Origin of the sequence: Wolbachia endosymbiont of Laodelphax striatellus (assembly GCF_007115015.1) — a bacterium.
GTDB lineage: Bacteria > Pseudomonadota > Alphaproteobacteria > Rickettsiales > Anaplasmataceae > Wolbachia.
The window spans coordinates 978,334-1,000,220 of record NZ_MUIX01000001.1; the positions used below are offsets into that span (position 1 = coordinate 978,334).

Annotated in this window: 21 protein-coding genes, 1 tRNA gene and 4 pseudogenes; 13 read left to right on the plus strand and 13 right to left on the minus strand. The window is 34.7% G+C overall.

Annotation, left to right across the window (positions count from 1 at the left end):
• Positions 1-79 precede the first annotated feature (79 nt).
• The 7 genes and pseudogenes from mnmE to BVG17_RS04690 all read left to right on the plus strand — a co-directional run bounded on the left by mnmE (position 80) and on the right by BVG17_RS04690 (position 7,253).
• Positions 80-1,408 (plus strand): tRNA uridine-5-carboxymethylaminomethyl(34) synthesis GTPase MnmE, encoded by a 1,329-nt coding sequence (gene mnmE, locus BVG17_RS04655; RefSeq protein WP_063630985.1) that lies wholly within the window; start codon positions 80-82, stop codon positions 1,406-1,408.
• Positions 1,409-1,455: 47 nt separating this feature from the next.
• Positions 1,456-1,540: transfer RNA gene (locus BVG17_RS04660), tRNA-Ser, on the plus strand.
• A gap of 168 nt (positions 1,541-1,708) precedes the next feature.
• A complete protein-coding gene (locus BVG17_RS04665) occupies positions 1,709-2,719 on the plus strand; it encodes an NAD(P)/FAD-dependent oxidoreductase (RefSeq protein ID WP_063630986.1) in 1,011 nt (336 codons plus the stop codon).
• A gap of 637 nt (positions 2,720-3,356) precedes the next feature.
• Positions 3,357-3,641: pseudogene (locus tag BVG17_RS04670) on the plus strand (phage terminase large subunit); the annotation flags it as partial.
• Positions 3,642-3,718: 77 nt separating this feature from the next.
• Positions 3,719-4,864 (plus strand): annotated as a pseudogene (locus BVG17_RS09205) (IS3 family transposase).
• A 228-nt stretch (positions 4,865-5,092) separates the two neighbouring features.
• Positions 5,093-5,845 carry an ankyrin repeat domain-containing protein gene (locus BVG17_RS04685; RefSeq protein ID WP_063630842.1) on the plus strand — a complete coding sequence of 251 codons (753 nt, stop codon included), beginning with the start codon at positions 5,093-5,095 and terminating at the stop codon, positions 5,843-5,845.
• Between the two features lie 166 nt (positions 5,846-6,011).
• A complete protein-coding gene (locus BVG17_RS04690; RefSeq protein ID WP_017531967.1) occupies positions 6,012-7,253 on the plus strand; it encodes an IscS subfamily cysteine desulfurase in 1,242 nt (413 codons plus the stop codon).
• A gap of 43 nt (positions 7,254-7,296) precedes the next feature.
• Here BVG17_RS04690 and rodA read toward each other — a convergent pair whose 3' ends face one another.
• On the minus strand, positions 7,297-8,400 hold the full coding sequence (gene rodA, locus BVG17_RS04695; protein ID WP_063630841.1) for a rod shape-determining protein RodA: 1,104 nt from the start codon (positions 8,398-8,400) through the stop codon (positions 7,297-7,299).
• Positions 8,401-8,445: 45 nt separating this feature from the next.
• On the minus strand, positions 8,446-9,894 hold the full coding sequence (locus BVG17_RS04700; RefSeq protein ID WP_063630840.1) for a proton-conducting transporter transmembrane domain-containing protein: 1,449 nt from the start codon (positions 9,892-9,894) through the stop codon (positions 8,446-8,448).
• A 64-nt stretch (positions 9,895-9,958) separates the two neighbouring features.
• On the opposite strand from BVG17_RS04700, the gene BVG17_RS04705 reads away from it, so the two are divergent.
• Together BVG17_RS04705 and mlaD are read left to right on the plus strand one after the other, a co-directional pair.
• Positions 9,959-10,264 carry an NADH-ubiquinone oxidoreductase subunit NDUFA12 family protein gene (locus BVG17_RS04705; RefSeq protein WP_063630839.1) on the plus strand — a complete coding sequence of 102 codons (306 nt, stop codon included), beginning with the start codon at positions 9,959-9,961 and terminating at the stop codon, positions 10,262-10,264.
• Between the two features lie 2 nt (positions 10,265-10,266).
• Positions 10,267-10,722 (plus strand): outer membrane lipid asymmetry maintenance protein MlaD, encoded by a 456-nt coding sequence (mlaD, locus tag BVG17_RS04710; protein ID WP_017531963.1) that lies wholly within the window; start codon positions 10,267-10,269, stop codon positions 10,720-10,722.
• A 37-nt stretch (positions 10,723-10,759) separates the two neighbouring features.
• Here the strand turns inward: mlaD and BVG17_RS09210 are convergent, their stop codons facing one another.
• The 4 genes from BVG17_RS09210 to BVG17_RS04725 form a co-directional block, all read right to left on the minus strand.
• Positions 10,760-10,906: a hypothetical protein gene (locus BVG17_RS09210; protein ID WP_017531962.1), complete on the minus strand. Its 147-nt coding sequence runs from the start codon at positions 10,904-10,906 to the stop codon at positions 10,760-10,762.
• 76 nt (positions 10,907-10,982) lie between these two features.
• A complete protein-coding gene (locus BVG17_RS04715) occupies positions 10,983-11,267 on the minus strand; it encodes a hypothetical protein (RefSeq protein ID WP_063630838.1) in 285 nt (94 codons plus the stop codon).
• 36 nt (positions 11,268-11,303) lie between these two features.
• A complete protein-coding gene (locus tag BVG17_RS04720; RefSeq protein ID WP_063630837.1) occupies positions 11,304-11,795 on the minus strand; it encodes an ankyrin repeat domain-containing protein in 492 nt (163 codons plus the stop codon).
• An 11-nt stretch (positions 11,796-11,806) separates the two neighbouring features.
• Complete coding sequence (locus BVG17_RS04725) at positions 11,807-12,052, minus strand: ankyrin repeat domain-containing protein (RefSeq protein ID WP_063630836.1); 246 nt, start codon at positions 12,050-12,052, stop codon at positions 11,807-11,809.
• A 191-nt stretch (positions 12,053-12,243) separates the two neighbouring features.
• On the opposite strand from BVG17_RS04725, the gene virB9 reads away from it, so the two are divergent.
• Positions 12,244-13,029, plus strand: coding sequence for a P-type conjugative transfer protein VirB9 (virB9, locus tag BVG17_RS04730; RefSeq protein ID WP_017531859.1), 786 nt, complete (start codon positions 12,244-12,246; stop codon positions 13,027-13,029).
• 37 nt (positions 13,030-13,066) lie between these two features.
• Here the strand turns inward: virB9 and BVG17_RS04735 are convergent, their stop codons facing one another.
• From BVG17_RS04735 to mraY, 3 genes are all read right to left on the minus strand, one after another.
• Complete coding sequence (locus BVG17_RS04735) at positions 13,067-13,939, minus strand: IS982 family transposase (RefSeq protein WP_143688848.1); 873 nt, start codon at positions 13,937-13,939, stop codon at positions 13,067-13,069.
• 71 nt (positions 13,940-14,010) lie between these two features.
• Positions 14,011-14,613: a ribonuclease HII gene (locus BVG17_RS04740; protein ID WP_063630874.1), complete on the minus strand. Its 603-nt coding sequence runs from the start codon at positions 14,611-14,613 to the stop codon at positions 14,011-14,013.
• A 5-nt stretch (positions 14,614-14,618) separates the two neighbouring features.
• A complete protein-coding gene (gene mraY / locus BVG17_RS04745; RefSeq protein ID WP_063630876.1) occupies positions 14,619-15,599 on the minus strand; it encodes a phospho-N-acetylmuramoyl-pentapeptide-transferase in 981 nt (326 codons plus the stop codon).
• A 155-nt stretch (positions 15,600-15,754) separates the two neighbouring features.
• On the opposite strand from mraY, the gene BVG17_RS09215 reads away from it, so the two are divergent.
• Positions 15,755-15,955 (plus strand): hypothetical protein, encoded by a 201-nt coding sequence (locus tag BVG17_RS09215; protein ID WP_063630875.1) that lies wholly within the window; start codon positions 15,755-15,757, stop codon positions 15,953-15,955.
• Here BVG17_RS09215 and BVG17_RS04755 read toward each other — a convergent pair.
• Positions 15,917-17,263: an IS110 family RNA-guided transposase gene (locus tag BVG17_RS04755; RefSeq protein WP_143688718.1), complete on the minus strand. Its 1,347-nt coding sequence runs from the start codon at positions 17,261-17,263 to the stop codon at positions 15,917-15,919. The genes BVG17_RS09215 and BVG17_RS04755 overlap by 39 nt on opposite strands.
• 37 nt (positions 17,264-17,300) lie before the next feature.
• Positions 17,301-17,519 (minus strand): hypothetical protein, encoded by a 219-nt coding sequence (locus tag BVG17_RS04760; protein WP_143688855.1) that lies wholly within the window; start codon positions 17,517-17,519, stop codon positions 17,301-17,303.
• Between BVG17_RS04760 and BVG17_RS04765 the strand changes: the two are divergent.
• Positions 17,518-18,664 (plus strand): annotated as a pseudogene (locus tag BVG17_RS04765) (IS256 family transposase). The gene BVG17_RS04760 and the pseudogene BVG17_RS04765 overlap by 2 nt on opposite strands.
• Before the next feature lie 301 nt (positions 18,665-18,965).
• Here the strand turns inward: BVG17_RS04765 and BVG17_RS09595 are convergent.
• Positions 18,966-19,202 (minus strand): annotated as a pseudogene (locus BVG17_RS09595) (helix-turn-helix domain-containing protein); the annotation flags it as partial.
• Positions 19,203-19,350: 148 nt separating this feature from the next.
• Positions 19,351-20,370 (minus strand): Mrp/NBP35 family ATP-binding protein, encoded by a 1,020-nt coding sequence (locus BVG17_RS04775; RefSeq protein WP_063630989.1) that lies wholly within the window; start codon positions 20,368-20,370, stop codon positions 19,351-19,353.
• Positions 20,371-20,449: 79 nt separating this feature from the next.
• Between BVG17_RS04775 and BVG17_RS08940 the strand changes: the two genes are divergently transcribed.
• The gene (locus tag BVG17_RS08940) at positions 20,450-21,811 is read left to right on the plus strand and encodes a WD_0033/WD_0034 family tandem repeat-containing protein (RefSeq protein ID WP_177429429.1); all 1,362 of its coding nucleotides are present in this window, start codon (positions 20,450-20,452) and stop codon (positions 21,809-21,811) included.
• Positions 21,812-21,887: the final 76 nt, after the last annotated feature.

Genomic DNA, 21,887 nt, shown 5'->3' on the forward strand with positions numbered 1-21,887 from the left:
AATAAATATTTTCACCTGGGTGACTTTTTAGGTATTTTGGTTTCTTAAGTGTAATATTGCTAAGTAGTTTATATCAATAATGACAAACACAAATGAAACTATTTTCGCTTTATCGACCGTATTTGGTAAGTCAGGAGTTGCAGTAGTCAGAATTTCAGGCAACTACGCGCTTAAAGCTTTAAATCATTTTCATATTAAGAAAGAAATTAAACCAAGATTTGCTACTTTAGTTGATCTATATGATGATTCCAGTCAATTGATAGATAATGGAATAATCATCTATTTCCCTACTCCAAATAGTTTCACTGGCGAGGATGTTATAGAGTTACAAGTGCATGGAAGCAAGGCCGTCATAAAAATCATCTTGGAGGAATTATCAAAAATTTTCGTTATGGCCAGGCCTGGAGAATTCTCACTTAGGGCTTTTCTAAATGGTAAATTTGACTTAACGCAAATAGAAGGGATTGCAGACTTAATTGATGCTGAGACGAAAATGCAAGCTAAACAAGCGATTAAGCAGATATCAGGAGAATTGGAGAGACTATACAGCAATTGGAGGCAAAGATTAATAACGATACAATCCAAAATCGAAGCATATATAGACTTTCCAGAGAACATTTGGGCAGAAAAAAGTGAATTGGAAAAAATTAATAATAAAGTGCAATCCCTCGTGCAGTTGATACAAGAGCATTTAAATGATAATAGACGGGGCGAAAGGTTGCGTGAGGGTTTACATATTGTAATAACTGGTGAACCAAATGTCGGTAAATCAACTCTGTTTAATTTCTTAGCCAAGCGTGATATTGCTATTGTTTCTGAATATGCAGGCACAACAAGAGATATACTTGAAGCTCATATTGACATTGGCGGATACCCAATCATTCTCTCTGATACTGCTGGAATTCGTGAGAGTTCAGATCCAATAGAATCAGAAGGTATAAGTCGAGCGAAAAAAAGGTCTTTTGAAGCTGATTTAAGAATAGAACTATTTCCTTTTGAACAGCGTCATAATATCAATTGCAACGTTGTAAATAGCGATACTATTTATGTATTGAGCAAAGCTGACGATGTTATCAATGATCACAATATAAAAGTTAATGGCATAGATCTTTTACCCATTTCTATTCTAAAGGGAATAGGTACAAACAAATTGATCTCTCTCATAAAAGAGAAGGCAAAGGAAAAATTTGGGCATGATAGAGACACTCCTGTGATTACTCGGCAAAGACATAGGAATCACATGCAGAAAGCACTGGAACATTTAAAGCGTTTTAATATCTATAATCCAATTGAGTTGATATCTGAAGACTTGAGGCTTGCTGCATTTGAACTTGGTGCAGTAATTGGAATTATTAATGTTGAGGAAATATTGGATAGTGTGTTTAGTAGCTTTTGTGTAGGCAAGTAAGATTTTTATAGATTGCTTGAAATTAAATATTGTGGTAAAAAAGAGGTGGACGGATGGCCGAGCGGTTTAAGGCACCAGTCTTGAAAACTGACGTACGGAAACGTACCATGGGTTCGAATCCCATTCCGTCCGCACATCATCTCGCTACGATAGCTGATTTTTAGAGCTTATTTGGACTATGTGGTTCATAACGCTGGAAATCTTATCTAATCTAGCCACATCTTTTAAAAATACATCCCTTTGTAAATTGACCTTGTTAGCAAAGAAAGCTAATATCTATAAATAGATCACCATCTGAATATGGAAACCGATATCGTAATAATAGGTGCAGGGCCTGTTGCAATATTCACTGCTTTTCAAGCGGGAATGCTTGATATGAGATGTCATATAATAGATGTTTTGGATCAAGCAGGAGGACAATGCACAGCTCTTTACCCAGAAAAGCCAATATATGATATACCTGGTTATCCTGTAATTACTGCCCAAAAATTAATTGAGCGACTAATGGAGCAAGCTTCACCATTTGAGCCTGTTTACCATTTAAGTCAAAAAGTGGAAAAGATTTCAAATAACGAAGGTGAAAACTTTACTATCATAACGAACATAGGTACAGAGGTAAAATGCAAAGCCGTTATCATTGCTGCAGGTAATGGAATGTTTGAACCTAACCGTCCACCCTTAAGTGGTATATTAGAATATGAAAATAAATCTGTATTTTATAGTGTAAATAAAATTTCTGATTTTCAGGACAAAACTATAGTCATTGCAGGGGGAGGTGATTCTGCGGCTGATTGGACTGTAGAACTTTCTAAGGTTGCGAAGAAAATTTATGTGATACATAGGAGAAAGGAATTTCGCTGCACTCCTGAAACTAGAAATAAATTAGAATCACTTGAAAATGATGGAAAGATAGAACTGGTAGTGCCATATCAATTACACGAACTAGCAGGAGGTAATGGGCAGTTGAGAGCAGTGATAGTAAAAAACATTGCCTCTAAGGAAGAAAAAGAAATATCCGCTAATTTTTTGCTGCCATTTTTTGGACTGTCAATGAATCTTGGTCCAATAAACAATTGGGGTATACAGTTAGAACATAGCCGCATAGTTGTTAATTCAGCTACGCTTAGAACTAGTAGAGATAGAATATATGCAATCGGAGATATAGCTACTTATCCAGGCAAACTAAAATTGATACTAAATGGTTTTGCTGAGAGCGCCATGGCTTGTTATGACATATACAAAGTAATTCACAATTCTCCAGTTAATTTTCAATATTCAACTTCAAAGGGAATTCATGGAAATAAAGAGTAACATGAACCTACATGGAGTTATCTCAAGCATAAGGGAACACAAACGAAAAAGATTACTTTACAAATTTCCCCAACTCCCTTATCATATCAATAAGAGTATTTATCCTTGTTTTTAATCTCTGCAGATTTAACAACAAAATTCAGTAAAAAACTCAGGTATATATTGGCAGATTACATAAAATTATAGCAGCTGCATGTCTTTTTTATTTTTTCTACATTCAGCCAAAATGCGCTTTAAATAAGCGTTAGCACATTATTACAATGCCAATTTACATTATTATAGGGTCAAAACTCGTTACACGGGGATTCTTTTGCCTTTTTTCTTCATTTGGTGAATTTCTTAATACTTGTAACTAAAGCTTCAGGCCAGCACTTGATGCTGGAATCCAGAAATCTTTTGAGCACAAAAGTTATGCTAGGTTTTGTTGGTAAGAAACCAGTGTCAGCTACTCGGATGACACCAAAGGGGCACTTGGATAGAGGCTACTTGAATAACACCATCATAAGGTGAACCAGTGTCAAGCACTGGAATGACAAGGAAAGGGCTACTTGGATGACAAGAAAAAGGACGCTGATATGACACCAAAGAGGCTGACACCACCATAAAGTAAATTCCACTAACACTATAGGAGACTAACATGAACTTTTTAAAATTTATCGAACTATGCTTTCAAACGGTGATGCCGGGATGTGAGTATAACAATTATCAGTATATAAAAATTATAGCAGACAGGCTTGAAGCAGCAAGCACTGGTGAAGTGAAGCGAATAATATTCAATATGCCTCCGCGCTCGATGAAGTCTATGTGCGTGAGTGTTGCATGGCCCGCATGGATACTTGGTAATCAGCCAACCGCAAGAATAATAGTTGCAAGCTATTCTCAGCGGCTTAGCGAAAAGCATTCGCTTGACACCAGGTGCGTGACCTTACCCAGAAAAAGTAGACAGAAAGTTAAGACGTTTTTGAAGTAAAATAAAACGTTTTTTCAAAGAGGTGTGGTATGACAAAAAGAAAAGAATATACAGCAGAATTCAAAATTGAAGCTATAAGACTAGTAAAAGAAACAGGTCAATCATCAGCAAAAATAGCAAGAGATTTGGGTATTAGCGGTAAGCAGATGGGTAAAAACATACAATGATAGAATGTCTGGAGTAGATGCGTTTCCAGGAAAGGGGAAAGTAGCTCATTGTGACAAAGAAAAGTTTGATTTAAAGAAAGAGCTGGCAAGAGTAACGAGGGAAAGAGACATTTTAAAAAAAGCCCTGGGATATTTTGCAAACCAAAAAGAGTAAAATATTCTTTTATAAAAGAACATGAAAACTGCTATAAAATACGGGAATTATGCAGATTTTTGAACGTATCTGCTTGTGGTTATTATAAATGGATTACTAAGGAAAAAAACAACAAAAAATCAATAAGAGAAGAGCTCATACAAGATATTCAGAAGGTATATCGATCATCACAATGCAGATACGGAGCTCCTAAAATTCACGCTGAATTAAAGGCTTTAGGTAAAAATTATAACATCAAAACAGTGCAAAATATTATGCAGAAAAATGGCATTCAAGCTAAGCTTAGACGAAAGTTTAAAAGTAAAAAACCACAAATAGACAATAGAGTTATAACTCCTAACATATTAAATCAGAATTTCATCGCTGATCAACCTAACAAGATATGGGTAACTGATATTACGTACATAAAAACTAATGAAGGATGGTTATATTTGGCAGCAATAATAGATTTATATTCACGCATGGTGATTGGGTGGTCAATGAGTAATGCAGTAAATAGGCAATTAGTTATAGATGCGTTATTCATGGCTATTGGTAGGCGCAAATCTCCTAAAAATCTACTATTTCATAGCGATCAAGGATCGCAATACACCTCTAAAAATTATCAATTTTTACTAAGTACAAAAAATATTACTTCTAGTATGAGTCACAAAGGTTGTTGTTATGATAATGCTGTTTCAGAGAGCTTTTTTAGTTCACTTAAGAGAGAGTTACTCATTGATACTTCACAACACTCTGTACAACAAGCTAAAACCGCAATATTTGAATATATAGAAATTTTTTATAATAAACAGCGTAGACATTCTACTATTAACTATTGCATTCCTGAGCTTTTTGATTCATCATTCTCATAGCAAAAACGTCTTAACTTTCTGTCTACTTTTTCTGGGTAAGGTCACCAGAAACCCGCCACGATGATCAAGTAGATAGCGCTGTGCAATACCTTCAGTGGATGAGAAACAATACCTCTCGGGTTGCAGCTATACGAACATTGTGATTCAAGAGACAATAATAGCTTATTTGAATTGACTTCTTATCATGCAATTAATACATTATTGAAAATCAAAGGTAAGGTTATGGCAATGGAAATTTTAAATTGGTACGAATTATTGAATTTAGTTAATGATGACAAAAATTTAAGCAAAGATAACGTAATTGAAATAATACAAAATGAGCTAAAAAGGCATTCAAAGGAATATGAAGAGTGGGAAAAATCTGGCTTTGATATAAATTACGTGTTAAAAGATGGTGGAAAAGCGACTCTTTTGCATTTAGCTGCTTCCTGTAACCTAGAAAATATAGCGAACGCTCTCATAGAAAAAGGGGCAAATGTTAATGAAAAAGATGTAAGAGGAGATACTCCTTTACATAATACTACTTATCTTGATAGTATAAACATAGCAAAGGCCCTCATAGAAAAAGGTGCAGATGTTAATGCAGTAAATATATGGGAAAGGACTCCTTTACACTGTGCTGCTTTATATGGCCATATGGACCTAGTAAAAGCTCTTATAGAAAGAGGTGCGAATGTTAATGCAGTAGATAAATCAGGAAAGACTCATTTATATTATCTTAATCGTCCAGCAATTAAGAAAGGGTGGATTGCCGGTGGAGCAATTGCATTATTAGGTAGTGCTATATCTATAGCACTTTTTACAACCAAAACAGTTACAGCTGAGTTAATACTTATAGTTATAGCAGTGGTTGCAATCACAGCAGCAGCACTAATAGTTGGTAATTCTATATATGCATTTTCAAAGCCTGATACTCAAGTTGATAAACCAATCTTAACAAATAGACAGCAAGAAACCACTAGCGCGAGTAGAGTTTCCTAGCGTGTATTCGACCTAGCTAAACACTGATTATAGGGAATGACATTACAGGGGCACTGGAATAACGTAGGAGAGAGCGCTGACAACTTTCGTTTAGGCAAGATTATATCTTGAAAAAATTAAGCCTTAGTGCTACTAAATGTAGTAACTTCTATGCTGGAATCTGACTATGAATGTGGAAAAAATACGCAATGCTAAAATAAAATTACCAATATTTCTCGATTATCAATCTACTACTAAAGTAGATCCTCGTGTTTTGGAGGTGATGATACCTTATTTTGGTGAGTTTAGTAATGCACACTCTCGTAGCCATTCATTTGGTTGGACAGCTGAGGAAGCAGTAGAAAAAGCAAGGAAGCACATTGCTGATTTAGTGAATGCAGACAGCAAAGAAATCGTCTTTACCTCGGGTGCAACCGAATCAAATAACATGGCTATCAAAGGTGTTGCTCATTTTTATAAGAATAAGGGAAATCATATAATAACTGTCTGCACGGAGCATAAGTGCGTTTTAGATTCTTGTCGACATCTGGAAAATGAAGGCTTTAAAGTTACATATTTGTCCGTTAAGCAAAACGGAATTATAGATTTGTTGAAACTTGAGAAGGCAATCACTGATAAAACAATTCTGATTTCAGTGATGATGGCAAATAATGAAATCGGAGTAATGCAACCTGTCAAAGAAATTGGTGCAATGTGTAGAAAGCATAATATATTTTTTCATACAGACGCTGCCCAAAGCTTTGGAAAAGTTCCAATAGACGTAAATGAAATGAACATTGATCTTATGAGCCTTTCTAGCCATAAAATTTATGGACCTATGGGAATAGGCGCATTATATGTCCGTAGAAAAAATCCTCGTGTTAGGTTGACGCCACTAATTAGTGGTGGTGGACAGGAGAGAGGCATGCGCTCTGGAACAGTTCCTACTCCCCTTGCAGTTGGTTTTGGTGAAGCAGCACGTATCGCTAAAAAAGAAATGGAAATAGAAGCAAGCAAATTAGAAGAGTTGAGAGATGTTTTGTACAACAAAATAAAAGAGGCATTTCCTGATGTTGTTTTAAATGGTGACTACGAAAATAGGATTCCAGGTAACCTTAACTTAAGTTTTCCTTATGTTGAGGGTGAGTCTCTTATCATGGCAATCAAGGATTTAGCAGTAAGCTCTGGTTCTGCATGCACATCTGCATCCCTTGAGCCTTCTTATGTTATAAGATCACTAAACAATGGCCACGATCTTGAGCATTCATCAATTAGATTTGGCCTTGGCCGATTTACAACTAAAGATGAAGTTCTATACGCAGCAGATCTTGTTACTAAAAATGTTGGACGGCTAAGAGAGATGAGCCCACTTTTGGAAATGGTACAAGAAGGAATAGATTTAAGCACCGTAAAATGGGATTCTCATTGAAGAACGTTAACCATTAGCAGAGTGATGGTTGTCTAAGCTCTTTCTATGGGTGAAATCGGAAACTTAGCTTTAAGTTCTTTGTAGATGCCACGGAACTAAGTAGCAATCCTATACATATTAAGCTCGCAGCAGTTGTGCTTCCGCCATAGGATAGAAATGGAAGTGGGTCACCTATTATAGGTAATAGGCCTATTGTCATTCCAATGTTTATAAAGAAATGAGCACCAAAAAAGGCGAAAACCCCGATAGATATTAACTTAGAAAAGTAATTTTTTGACCTGTAAGCAATGGAGAATATTATAGCAAGCAATGTGGTATAGAGTAAAATCAAAGCCATGCTGACTAAGAACCCCCATTCCTCACTAAGTACCGCAAAAGCAAAATCTGTGCGTTTCTCTGGCAAAAATCCAAGTTGAGTTTGACTCCCATTAACAAATCCCTTACCAAACAAACCTCCTGAACCAATAGCTATTTGAGATTGCTGTGCATTATAACCTATTCCAAGTGGATCTACTGATGAATCCAAAAATGATAATATCCTTTGCTTGTGATAAGGGCGCAAAAAAGGCCAAATAGCTGGTATTGCGAAAATGCCAAGCGTTCCAAAAATTATTAAATGAGGTCTTTCCATTATTGCTGTGAATATAATTGATGCTCCTATAAACAATATTATTACAGCTGTTCCTAAATTAGGTTGCTTCAATACAAGGAATACAGGTAAGAAAATAATTATAAGTGGCTTAAATAAACTTTGAAATTTCATCATTTTATACACACTTTGTTTATTAAAATAACGAGCAAGTGCAAGTATTAAGCCCACTTTTACAAATTCTGATGGTTGTAAACTAATTGACCCAATTCTTATCCATCTCGTTGCACCCATTATATGCGAGCCAAAAAAATTTACTGCTAACAGCGCAATTACTGCTGCTATGTAAAAAAAATAAGCGTGCTTCAAATAAAAATCTATCTCTATAAATGACATAGCTATAGCAAGCAAAAGGAAGAAAGAGAATATGACCAATTGGTGAATTGCAAATGGAGCCCACTTTCCTCCAGCAGAAGAATATTGCACAACAATGCCAACGCAAAACAGAGCTATTACGTTAATGACTAATAATAAGTGAATTTTCTTCAGCTTATCCACAGCGAAAACTTTACAGACTTTGAGATACAATAAAACATAAGAAAATCAAAAAGCAAATTTATTAATTACCAACCGAATTGGACTGCTATATATCCCAGTTATTACCATTAAAATTGCCATAAATAATAGACAAAAGAGCATAAGCAATGGTACCTCATTAAGTGTCATTCCAGCGTTTGATGCTGTACTGTTTTCAAAATACATTTTCTCAACCATTTTCCAAATGTATACTAATGCAAAAAAAGAGCTAACAGCAAAAACCATCAGAGAGACCCATGCATGAGATTCAAGAATTGCTTGCATCATATACCACTTACTTACAAAGCCATTTGTCAAGGGTACACCGATTAATGCTAAACTAAGTAGAGTAAATGCGAGTGTTGTATAGGGCATTGACTTTTTTAGTCCTGATAAATTTTCTATTTTTGTCATACCAACCTTATAAGAAATACACCCTGCAACCATGAATAAAGACGTTTTTATCATGCTATGATTTACTATGTGGAGAACTGCTGAAAACAAACCTGATTTTGAATTTAAACCCAGCATTAAAATTATATAGCCAATCTGACTGATACAGGAGTGAGCAAACAGTCTTTTTATATCTTTTTCGATTATTGCAGATATTGATCCAAATACAATAGCGCAAAGTGCGAGGATAATTATCACATTATGCAGTGGTAAGAAAAAATTTTGCTGAAAAACAGTATAAAAGATTCTGATAAAAACATATATCATCACTTTTGTCACTGTGCCTGAAAAGAATACGCTAATGAAGCTAGGTGCTTCACTATATGCGTTAACCAGCCATCTACTGAGTGGAAACAGTGCCATTTTGATTGAGAGACCAACAAAAATGAATAATGTACCAAGTCTTATGATGTTATTATCGTATAATGGTACTATTCTTTCAGCCATGTCAGACATGTTGAGCGTTCCGGTCATAGAGTATAAAAGGCCGATGCCAAACAAGTAAAATGTTGCTCCTACAGTACCGCTAATTAGATATTCAAATGCTGCAACTAAAGCTTTCTTATCCCTTCCCATTGAAACTAAAACATAAGAAGAAAGAGATGAAATTTCTAAAAAGACATAAAGGTTGAATATGTCATTTGTGACTAAAATCCCTAGTAGTCCACTTAAGCACAGTAAAAATAGAGAGTAAAAACCAGTGATTTTGTTTTTGCTAATCTCTTTTTCATTAATATGAAAGCTATAAAGTACACTAATCAGCGCTATAAAATTCACCAAAGTTAGAATCAAGGAGTTCAATATGTCGATTCTCAATTCTATTCCGTATGGAGGAGTCCAATCTCCAAGATAATAAGTTATAATTTCACCATTGTATGTTTTCACTAGCAACGTTAATGAAATAAAGAAAGTAGCTGCCGTTGTAAAAAAAGAGATAAACCAGGACACCCTATGTTTCCTGGTAAGAAAGCAGAACATCGATGCAATTATTGGTATAATAACTTGTAGAATTGGTAATTGCATTAAACTGTTGTTAATACATCGTTAAAGTATTAGTATATATAATACTTTTTGTTTTAATACCTTTATGTTATCTAAAATTTATAATGCAGTAACAAACTTATTAAGGAGAAAAGGTAAATTTATAGGTAGGGATGAAAACGGAAATTCTTACTATGAGTCAAGTAAAGGGAAAAGATGGGTAATATATGGTAATGTTTCTGAGCCCACAACAATTCCTCCAGAATGGCATATATGGCTGCATTATACTAATAATGAAGTACCAGTTAATAATAACAAAAGAAAAACTCCTAACTTAACAGGTACGAAAGGTGCATACTACCCAAATCAAAAGGTGAAAAACTACTATGAAAGCTGGAATCCTAATCATTAAAGATGCGAAGGTCAAATATATTTGAAATAATTGCTGGATCATTTGTATTAATTTTCACTATTTTTCTTGTCTTCTTCGCTATTAATAAGCTATCTTACATAAAGAGAAACTATAAGGATTGCTATAAAATACATGGCCTTTTTACTGATGCTAACGGTGTAGGGGTTGGTGATAGTGTCAAGATCTCTGGTGTAGAAATCGGAAGCATAACTGGTGTATCGCTTGACAAAGCTACCTACATAGCACGAATCGATATGTGCATAAGCAGACAAATAAAGTTGCCAATTGATAGCTCAGCTCTAATCGCTAGCAGTGGAGTTGTTGGTAGTAAGTTTGTTAATATATCACCTGGTGCAGATCCTAAATTAATTTCACACGGTGGTAAAATAGCGCATACTCAAGCTGAAGCAAATATGGGTGGAATAGTGGATAAAATTATTGGCATGTTTACAAAGTGAGAATAAGAACACATAAGCCAACTTGGCCTATGTACAATTAAGGGATTTTTCTATCAATAGCTTGAAGTTGTTCAGCGTTTGAATTATCAAGATTTCTGCTAGGTTCTACATTCCTAATAATCTCAACAAATACTTGTACTTTCAGTATAAGAGTGTTTTTTCTTACATCACTTAGATCTATCAAGTCAATTAGAGATATTTGTGATTTTTTCTAAAATCCTCTTTATGAACGTCAAAAAAATTTCTGATATCAGTAAACGTCATATCTTTGAAGTTATATTGTAATGTTCTGACAAAGGGTCAAGTAGCAGCTTATTATTATATAGAGATATTTTTTTTCTCACTCCATCAGCGTTATTGATTAGAATGTCAGCATATTTTGAATACCGTTCTTTTAAAACCTCTTTTAATTCCTTATTTAAATCTCTACCAATAAATTGGTTTCTTATATATTCGCTTTCTTCCCACATTTTAACTAGCACATTAATGTTACTTTCTTTCAGAAAGGTATATAGCACACTATTCTCTTTCTTGAGCTTTGACACTTCTTTACTAAATTTTGAAAACCACCTTGGTAAATTCTACAAGAAATTGTTATTTCTTCCTCTCCAGAACCTCACTAACTCATCCATAAATTGAATATTTCGCTGATTGATAAACAATCCAGCAGCTTTTAGTTTTGTAATGTGAACTATCATCAATTTCATATCTGTACTAAGATGACTACTTCTTAAATCATAACTACTTAAAGGAGTATCTCCTTCTGCATTAACTAAATTAATATCTGCCCCTGCTTTAAGTAAAAGTTTTATTACTTCTTTATCGTCTTTACCGCCGCCCATACCACCAACGCAATGAAGTGGAGTATTTCTCTCATCATCTGCTAAGTTAACAGCAGCTCCCTTTTTAAGCAGCGCCTCTAACAAATAACTATGTCCTCCTTCTGCTGCAATATGTAAAGGAGTCTGCATCTGATGGTTCGCTGCATTAATATTTGCCCTTTTTTTTTTAAGCAACAACTCCACTGTATTTTTATGACGGAATTTAGCAGTCTCTTCTATATTGACCCACACACCATTATCTTTTATATAACCGCTATGCGCAGTAAATGCAAAGAAGTATTTCTAAAATTATCTACTGAGTTGACATCTGTTCCTATTTTTATCAAATACTCTGCTAGATCTACATAGCCACGCTGAGCAGCATGATGTAAAGGAGTCCTACCATGCTTATCTACTGAATATACACTCGCTCCAGCGTTTATTAATCTTTCAGCTTCTTCTATATTATTACTAAGAACAGCACTGAAAAGCTGCTCATTCAACTTCACTTGTTGTATTCCATTTATAATTTACCTCACAACCTATTTTAACATATATGAAAATAATGTTTAAAGAATTTTTTCCTGCAGTAATGAATTATTATGAAGCTTGCATTTTCTGTCGCTTACTACTGGGATAGCTTAACAGTTGCAGTGCATGTCTATCAATGATAAAATGAAAATCAGTTTATTTTGATACTATGATTAGGGTACTCTTTGTTACACTATTATTTTTTTGTGGTGGTTATGCACTTGCAAAACAGGAACCAAGACCAATAGCTGGTGATAACCACATAAAGGTAATGAATTATAATCCACAGGCTATACATAAGTACACGGGCTTTTATGGTTATCAATCCAGCATATTGTTTGAGCCAGGGGAGGTAATAGAGAGTCTTTCAATGGGTGATGCAACCGGTTGGCAACTCCTTCCTCAAGGTAATAGATTATTTATTAAGCCTATAGATGATATTGCCGATACTAATGCAACTATAATTACCAATAAAAGAGTTTATTATTTCGAATTTCATGCTGAAGAAGCAAACGGGCTAGATGATCCAAGGTTAGCATATGAAGTAAGGTTTCTTTATCCACTGTTCAACAGTGATGAAATTTATTCAACGAGTAACGGTGATATTCTAGAGCAAGCTATTCATACCACTATCCCTGATATAAGTGATATTGAGGTTATAAAGAAAGGCTTGAATTTTAACTATTCCATCTCGCACGTTAAAGGCAGTCAATCAATAATACCAATTAAGGTTTTTGATGACGGAAAATTTACATATCTACAATTTAATAAAATAAACTCTGATTTCCCGGCAGTTTTTATGGTTGATTCTGCAGGATATGAATCCTTGATAAATTTTCGTACAGTTGATGACTACCTGATAATTGAAAGAGTAAGCTCGGTATTTACCTTAAGAAACGGATCAAGCACAGTCTGCCTGTTTAATGAAAACATACCTTTCAAAAAAGGTAAGTGATTAAAGGCTATAGTATTCTTATAACCCCAGTTGCGGATTAATCAATACAGTAAAATCTAGAAATAGAGGGCTTTTTAGGCTTCATAGAATATGAAACTAATGTGGAAAAGATGTGCACCAAGAAATTTATTGGAGACCTGTGTCTTGAATGCTCAAGATCAAGTCTGTTTTTGAGGTAACCAAAAACTGTTTCAATAATCGACCTTTTTCTTAAAAAAATCTTTTCTTCAAGAAGCATTAATGTGTTTTTCATACCTTTTTTTACTTTGGTAACGAGTTTTATTCCTCTATCGAAGAGTTTTGCAAAGAGCTCTTTCTTTATATAGCCCTTATCACCAAACAAAAGACCAGTCAGTTTTTCAGTTAATTTTGGTACTGGTTTTCTGTCGTCAACGTTACCTTTAGTCATTGTAACTCCTTGAATTTCACCTTTTTCATTAATTACCATATGCAATTTAAAACCCAAAAACCAGCCATATGTAGTCTTTCCAAGCTTTGCCAATCCTTTGAAAACTTTGTTTCTTGAGATTTTTTTTGGATGGCAAACAGCGATAGAAGTTGCATCTATGTACGAAATTCCGGTCATTTTTGAGTGCTCACAAAGCCACTTTAACAAGAGCACTAAATACCATAAAACCCTAGATTTTAGCCTAATAAATCTACTATATGTTGGCAAATTTTGAAACTCAGATCCATGTAGTGCTTTCAAATAATATGTATAGAAAGATTTAAAGTCCTCACATCTAGATTGTTGATAAAGTAAAATTATAGTAAGAATTTCAGAATGCGTAATCCCTGGCGTTCTGGTAGGTTTTTTACTGTTTGGCAGGAGTTTTTCTGCGAAATTTTTGTTTATAGCCTTGCAAAAATCGTCTACAAAGCAAAATAATTCTGTTACATTTTTATTCATGGGTAACCTCTCTATTTTTTGATAATATGTTTCCGGAGTTTACCCTATTTTCCTGGCTTTTTCACTGACTTCTAATCCCCAACTGGGGTTCTTATAGGTGCAAAATTCTTTCTATGGTGCTTCGTAATTCCATGAAGGCCAATAGCGCTGAGGTGTTCTTTTGTTCCATATCCCTTATTTTTATGCCAATTATATTGAGGATGTTTATTATGCAATTCTTCCATAAGCCGATCTCTTGTAACTTTTGCAACGATTGAAGCAGCTGCGATTGATATACTTAAGCTATCACCATTCACTATAGATTTTACTTGCCATTTTACTTCAGGTGGTTGATTACCATCAACTAGCACATAATCTAGTTCTAGATTCAAGTTTGCCAACGCACGTTTCATTGAAAGCTTTGTTGCTTGCAAAATATTGTATGAGTTTATTTCTTCTACGCTTGCCATTCCTATACCAAATTTTGCAACAGACGTTATTTTTTCGTATAGAACTTGCCTACACTTAGGGGTTAGCTTTTTTGAGTCGTTTATTCCATCAATAACCGTATCTCTATCAGTAAATATTACAGCTGCAGATATCACTGGACCGGCAAGCGGACCTCTTCCTACTTCATCTACTCCTGCTATAATTCCTGATAATGTATTTTCTAATGAAAAGTCTGGATATTTCATAATTCCTATAATAAGAAAGTTAAAGCAAAAATCGAACAAGCAATAGAAATTATCCAAAATTTTATAACTATTGTATTTTCTGACCACCCTTTCTTTTCAAAGTGATGATGTATTGGTGTCATAAGGAAAATTCTTCTTCCTGCTCCATATCTAAATTTTGTATATTTAAAATATGATACCTGAATAATCACAGATAAAGTCTCTATTACAAAGATTATTCCAATAACGGAAAAAAGCATTTCTTTTTTAATTAGAACACTAGTGAGTCCTAAAGCTGCACCGATTGATAGGCTTCCAACATCACCCATAAATATTTTTGCTGGATGTGTGTTAAACCACAAGAAACTTAAAATAGCTCCTATAAATGCAATGCAGAATAAAGTAATGTTTACATCTGTCTGAGTGATGTATGCAATTAGCCCCAAAGAAGCAAAAGAAGTAATGACTTGAGTTGCAGCAAGGCCATCTAGGCCATCTGTGAGATTCACAGCATTAGCAGAGCCGACAATTACAAATGCAGCAAACGGAAGATATAGATAGCCAAGGTCGATTACTATTTCTTGAAATAAGGAAGTTTTTGTGAAACCTTCAGCAGCTTGTAGCTTAAGTATAAACATACCGACCAGAGCAACGGCAAACTGAACGAGTATTTTGGTTTTCGCACTTAAACCTCGGTGGTGATTTGTCTTCAATTTTAAACAGTCATCAATAAATCCAAGCAGAGCAAAAAATAGAGTTATAAATATCAGCAATGAAATTTCTGGTGTTAATTGAATCCAAAACAGAATTGGTAGTAGAGCAGAAGTGAGTATTATTATTCCACCCATAGGTGGTATATTCTTTTTTGTTATTAAATGACTTTCTGGTCCATATGATCTGATTGGTTGTCCATCTTTACTTATCTTTTTTAGAAGTTTTATAAAATAGGGAAAGAGAATAAACCCAAAAATAAATGAGATAAAAAACGTCTTTGTAGCTAAGATCACTTGCCTATCCAAATTGACTAGGTATTATACCAAAAGCTTTACCTAACCTCAATTTATACCTTTTTAGCAGCTCATTTTATTTATGATAAATTAGTTGTTGATGAATTATGACAAAATTTGTATACTAATATTTTGTTAATGGTAAGAGGTGGCATATGTTAGATCATATTAAAAAGCTTTTGTGGGCTACTACAGTACTTGATAATGAGAGTAGAGTTAAAAATTCTTACACGCATATAGTAGAGAAACCTTCTTTTGGTGATGCAGCTTCAAAGTTGAGTAAGGAAGAAAGGTCAGAAGAGCATCTTGTTCTGCTCCTAAGAAACTCCATTAATCAACTCTTCTTGTTGAACTAGTGTGTAGCCAAACTCCTGCGCTTTCTTGATCAAATTTTTCACAATTTTCTCTTTGTAGCGTGTTTCATAATAACTCATTCCTTTTTCCACATACTCTTGTCCATACTTCAACATTTGGTAAAAAATACATGCTAATTTTCTTGCTGTGGCAGTAATTGCTTTTATTGCTCCTAGCCGTCTTTTTAATCTCCTACAATATGCACCTAATGCACTTGTGCTATTTCCCACAGCATAAGCAGCCATTCGCAGGGCATTTGTAGCGCGATTAATGACTTTACGAGTTTTTGTCCCAAATACTTTTTCTCCTGTGATCTTGTTAGCAGGGCTAAGTACTAACCATGAAGTAAAGTGCTTTTCTGATTGCCACTTATTATGGTTAATGCCAACTTCTGAAATAATAGTTTGTACAGTTAGTATATCAAATCCAGGAATTTTAGTAAAATCTATTCCGGTTATCCTATACAATTTCTCACGCAAGGTGAAGTTTGGTCTGCCTCTTCTAGACTTGTTTTTTTCCTTACCTAACTCTCTACTCTCATCGGACTTTGTTTCAAATGTTTTATAGTAATTTTCTATGCTTTTATCACATTCAGTTATTTGCTCTTGAAAAAAAGTATATGCTGTATATTCTTGTTTCAGTACAAATAAATGTTCTTCTCTATAATCGCCTGTTAATGCTTTTGCTATAGTAGCTTTGTCGTTCTTCATATTCACACTTCTGAATTCAGCTAGCTTCTCGGGATTCTTTTCACCTTCTACTATTGCTTTAATAATTTGCATTCCTGTGACGCCAGTGATATCGCTTATTACTTTATGTAAATGAATATTCATTTGTACCAACGCCTTTTGCATACGATTAATATGTGTAGCAGCATTTTCAATTAAGTTTTTACGTTGCCGCACATAACTACGCAATACACACATTTGATTATCTGGCCTAAATGATCCTTCGATTAACCCATAACTGTGTAGTTGTTGAAGCCATTGGCAGTCCTGGACATCTGACTTTCTTCCAGGTACATTTTTTACATGTCTTGCATTTGCAAGTTTTACTTCAAGTCCATATGATTCAAGTACTTGAAACAAAGGAATCCAGTACACTCCGGTTGACTCCATGGCTACTGTAGTAACTTCACACTTTTTTAGCCATTTTGCTATGTTATGAAGGTCCTCTGTAAAGCAGCTAAATTTTTGTATATGCTGTTCATCACTTCCTTCTGGTACACACACATAATGTATAGCCGAACCAACATCTATTCCTGCTGCGTTAGGGTTCATTATTTCTAATTTACTTTTTGTTTTTTTCATGGTAACTCCTTCATATAATTTATAGCAGGGAAACGCTTCAGCTTGGGACGGTTGATATAATACAATCTCCTAACCGAGGTAGTCTAAGGACTCCATCAATGATTTGACCGTTCCTCCAAAACCATGCTAAACGACGGGCACTTATGGCACCAGTGAAGATTCCGGTTATAACTGCATGAGGCGCTTCCTTCACAACTATACTTAAAACTACTAGAAACTTAAATTGATGAGTTTCTTCCTGGTTTGACAGATTCATTTTGTTCGATGCTATACGAGAAGGAAGACCGTTGACAGGAAAGGAGGGAGCATTAACACCATTTATAAAAAAGCTGCTGGAGGCGAGTCTAGAAGGTGAAATAGAAAACCATTTATTAGCTGAAAGTGAAGAAAATAATCGCAGAAATGGGAGGAATGGAAAGACTTTACGTACAAGTGCAGGTTCGTTTGAGCTGTTAACGCCAAGAGATAGAGAAGGAAGTTTTGAGCCGCAAATAGTCAAAAAAAGGCAAACAACAGAGCTTGAAACGAAGATTTTGAGCACATTTGCCAGTGGTATGAGCTATAGAGATATAGCGTCACACGTTGAGGAAATTTATGATCACAAAATATCGGCAGCAGAGATATCAAGTATTACCGACAAATTACTGCCTATAATCAATGAATGGCGTAGTCGTCCACTGCAATCAGTATACCCGATAGTATTTATGGATGGGATGTTCTTTAAGGTCAAGGAGATTGCGTAAGTAAATGTATGTACAATATATTGGGCATAGACCAAAATGGCAGAAAAGAAGTCCTGGGCTTTTATTTGGCTGAAAGTGAAGGAGCTAACTTTTGGTTGGGAGTGCTAAATAACCTCAAAGAAAGAGGAGTAGAAGATATTTTGATTGCATGTGTAGATGGGCTAAAAAGCTTTCCTGCAGCCATCAACAGTGTATTTCCCAGTGCAGAAGTGCAGCTATGTATAGTACACCAAATAAGAAATTCTCTGAAATATGTATCCAGTAAAGATGTAAAAGTTTTCATGAATGATCTGAAAAAAATATATCGTGCTTCAAGTAAAGAAATTGCTGAGAATTATCTGCTTGAGCTGATGGGGAGAAAAGTATCCTTTAGTTATAAAATCCTGGCAGAACAATTGAGAAAACTTATCCAGTTATTTTAAGTATTCTGGGCCAGTTAGGAAGCTCCACTAATCCAATTGAGGGGTTGCATAGACAAATCAGGAAATTTACTAAAACTAAGGGTTCATTTACTAGTACAAATGCCTTGTACAAACAGGTATATTGCGCTATAAAAAAGGTAGAGCAAAAGTGGATTATGGCTCTCCCTAATTGGGCTTTAACTATGTCTCAACTTGATATTTTCTTTCCAGATAGATTGAAAATTGAGTTGAACTAAAAATGCGGCTTGACACACTTTTTTGAACATTCCCGATTTAAAAGTTGCGTTTTAGCAGAAATGCCTAAAATCACACTCGACAATAAATATTAGACCTCCTATATAACCTAGATAAAAAGGCAAATAGCCTTTTATGTTTACCAACAATAGACTTCTTGGATAACCTAAGGATATTTTTTGATCTTCTATGGGGGAGTTGAACATTTTTATAAAACTTTTGCATACCCCTATTTAACTTTAATAGCTCTTTATCTTCCTGAAATCTGGATGTTTTATCAATGCATCTTCTATTCAGCCGTTAGCAAGCACTTTCACTTATTCCATAGCTTTGCGCTATATGGAAATATGTACGGTATTTACACAAATATTCGAGTGCTATTAATAAATATGCATTGTTTATTTGGTTTTCCTCCTCTTGCCTTTTTCTTGGCCTCTTCCTCTATTAAAATTTCTATTATTTTTCCAATGTTTTTCTTTTTACTCCTCTTAGTCTTCGAAGCTTCTCTTCATCAAGTTTACTTACCTGCTCAAAATTCATACCTTCCCTAATATTGCTTCTACTACTTGTTTCTTAAGTTATCCAAGAAGTTTATTGTCTGTTCAGATACGAGGTAGCTGCTGCCATTTGAAATATTTTATTCACCTAAAATTACATTCTACCTGTTTTAAAAGTAGTTAAACAAACTTTATGGACTGCATACACAAGACCTAACATCTTTAGCAATGCCTTCATAAATCCTTACTAAATCCTCACTTAGCATTGAAGGGTCTCCACAATCAGAAGCACGACATATTTGTGAATCCAGGGGAATTCTGCCCAAGAGTTTGATTTCTAACTCTTCAGACATTTTTTTTGTACCATCTTTTCCAAATATGTATATTTTTGAACTGTCTTGAACAAAATAGCTCATATTTTCCACAATGCCGATAATTGGCACGCTGAGCTTTTTGAACATATCATAAATTTTTCGTGCATCAATTAAAGCAACCTCCTGTGGAGTGGAAACTATTATTGCCCCAGTTAAGCTAAAATTCTCCATCAGACTTAAATGCACATCACCGGTTCCAGGTGGTGTATCAATGATTAAATATTCTATATCAGACCACCTTGTTCCCATTAGCAAATTGTAAAGTGCTTTTGTGATCATAGGTCCACGCCATATTGCTGCGCAGCCCTGATCAATAAAATAGCCAATTGAAATAGTATAGAGGCCATAATTCTCTATAGGCGTTGCTTTTCCATTCTGTATTTCTGGTTTTAATTTTTCAGTACCAAGCATTTTAGGAATCGAAGGACCATATATATCTGCATCAACTAGCGCAACTTTATGCTTTAATTTTGCGAGTGAAAGAGCAAGATTTAGCGCAACTGTAGACTTGCCCACACCTCCTTTACCAGAGGCAACGACAATTATATTTTTTACTCCTTCGATGTGAAGTTTAGCTTTTTGCTGCCTAGTTTGTTTTTGGCCAGTAGCAACTACAGTAACCTTTCCTACTCCCGGTATCGCCTTAACAGCTTGCTCACAATTTTTTCTTAATTCTTCATTTGGCTCAGTAACTTCAAGAGCAAAAGCAACATCTTTACCCTTAATAACAATTGAGGATACTACACCAACATTCTTACCACTTTTCTTCTCTATAACCTTTTTTAGGCTCTCTTTTACGATTTCCTCATTAATCTGTGTAAATTTTTTCCAGAACATATGATGAAATTTTTTCTATTGGTGTATACTAACATAGAATAATTAAACTGCACTGACTTTAAAGCGAGGTTACAAGAATATGCTAAATGATAACAACTTAACACAAGCACAACGAAATTTGCATTTTAAGTTGAAAAAGGTAATATCAAATGGTGGGGGAATTAGTAATATCTTGAAAGTAGCCTCAGAGAATGATTTACTAAAAGTTCTTACAGTAGGATATACTACACGATTTCCAAGAGGTGGGGAACGCACTTTAACACTACTTAGCCTCGCCATATTCAAATGTAATGACAAATGCGTTAATTCTATTTTAATACATTCTCAAAATAACGGTACACTGCAAGAGATTATTAATACTGAAAATATTATAAACTATCAAGATGGTCTGATGTACACCTTAACATCGCTTGGCTTTGCTATAAATCACAATAAGCCAAGATATATTAATGATATTTTAACAAAAGCCCAGGACAGTGGAATACTACAAGATATTCTTGCTGCTAGAAATATTGTACAGTATTTCAATACTATGGAGTATGCTTTAACACCACTCAGTTTCTCTATATATAAAGGTAATAAAGAATGTATCAGTTCTATTTTAGAAAAAGCTCAAAATAATGATATGCTGCAAGGCGTTTTTATTGCTGAAAATATTTTACAGTTTTCAGATGGTCTGACGCATATTTTAACACCAATTAGCTTTGCCATATATGAAAATAATAAGGAATGTTGTAACTACATTTCAACAATGATTCAAAATAATGTTGTATCGCAAGATATTCTGAATAATTGGACATACATTTTAACATTGCTTGGCCTTGCTATATATAGAAATAACAATGAATATGTTAATTCTATTTTAAGACAAGCTCAAAATAATGGTAAGCTGCAAGAAGTTCTTACTGCTAAAAATACTTTGTATTCTTCAGATGGTTGGAAGTACAACTTAACACCACTTGGCTTTGCTATATATGAAGGTAATCATGCACATATTAATTCGATTTTAACTCATGCTCAAAATAGTGGTATATTGCAAGAAGTTCTTACTGCTAAAAATACTTTGTATTCTTCAGATGGTTGGAAGTACAACTTAACACCACTTGGCTTTGCTATACATGAGGGTAATCATGCACATATTAATTCGATTTTAACTCATGCTCAAAATAGTGGTATATTGCAAGATATTCTTGCTAATCACAATGCTGTAATATCTCCAACTGGTCAGACGTACAGCTTAACACCACTTGGCATCGCTATACATAAAGGTAATATTGAATGTATTAATTCTATTATAGTACGAATTAATGACATACCACAATATATCTATGCCACTTTTCAACCAACTGCAGCGATTAATGAAAGGAATACTAGGATTAGTAGTGCATTAGATAATGTATCTATTCCTCCTAGACTACAAGTAAATAGAATTACTTTCTGATTACCTTGTCCTTCCTGAACGCTCAGGTTCATAAGGAATTTTTTGCACAGAGGTTACTTCTACTCATCAAAAATCC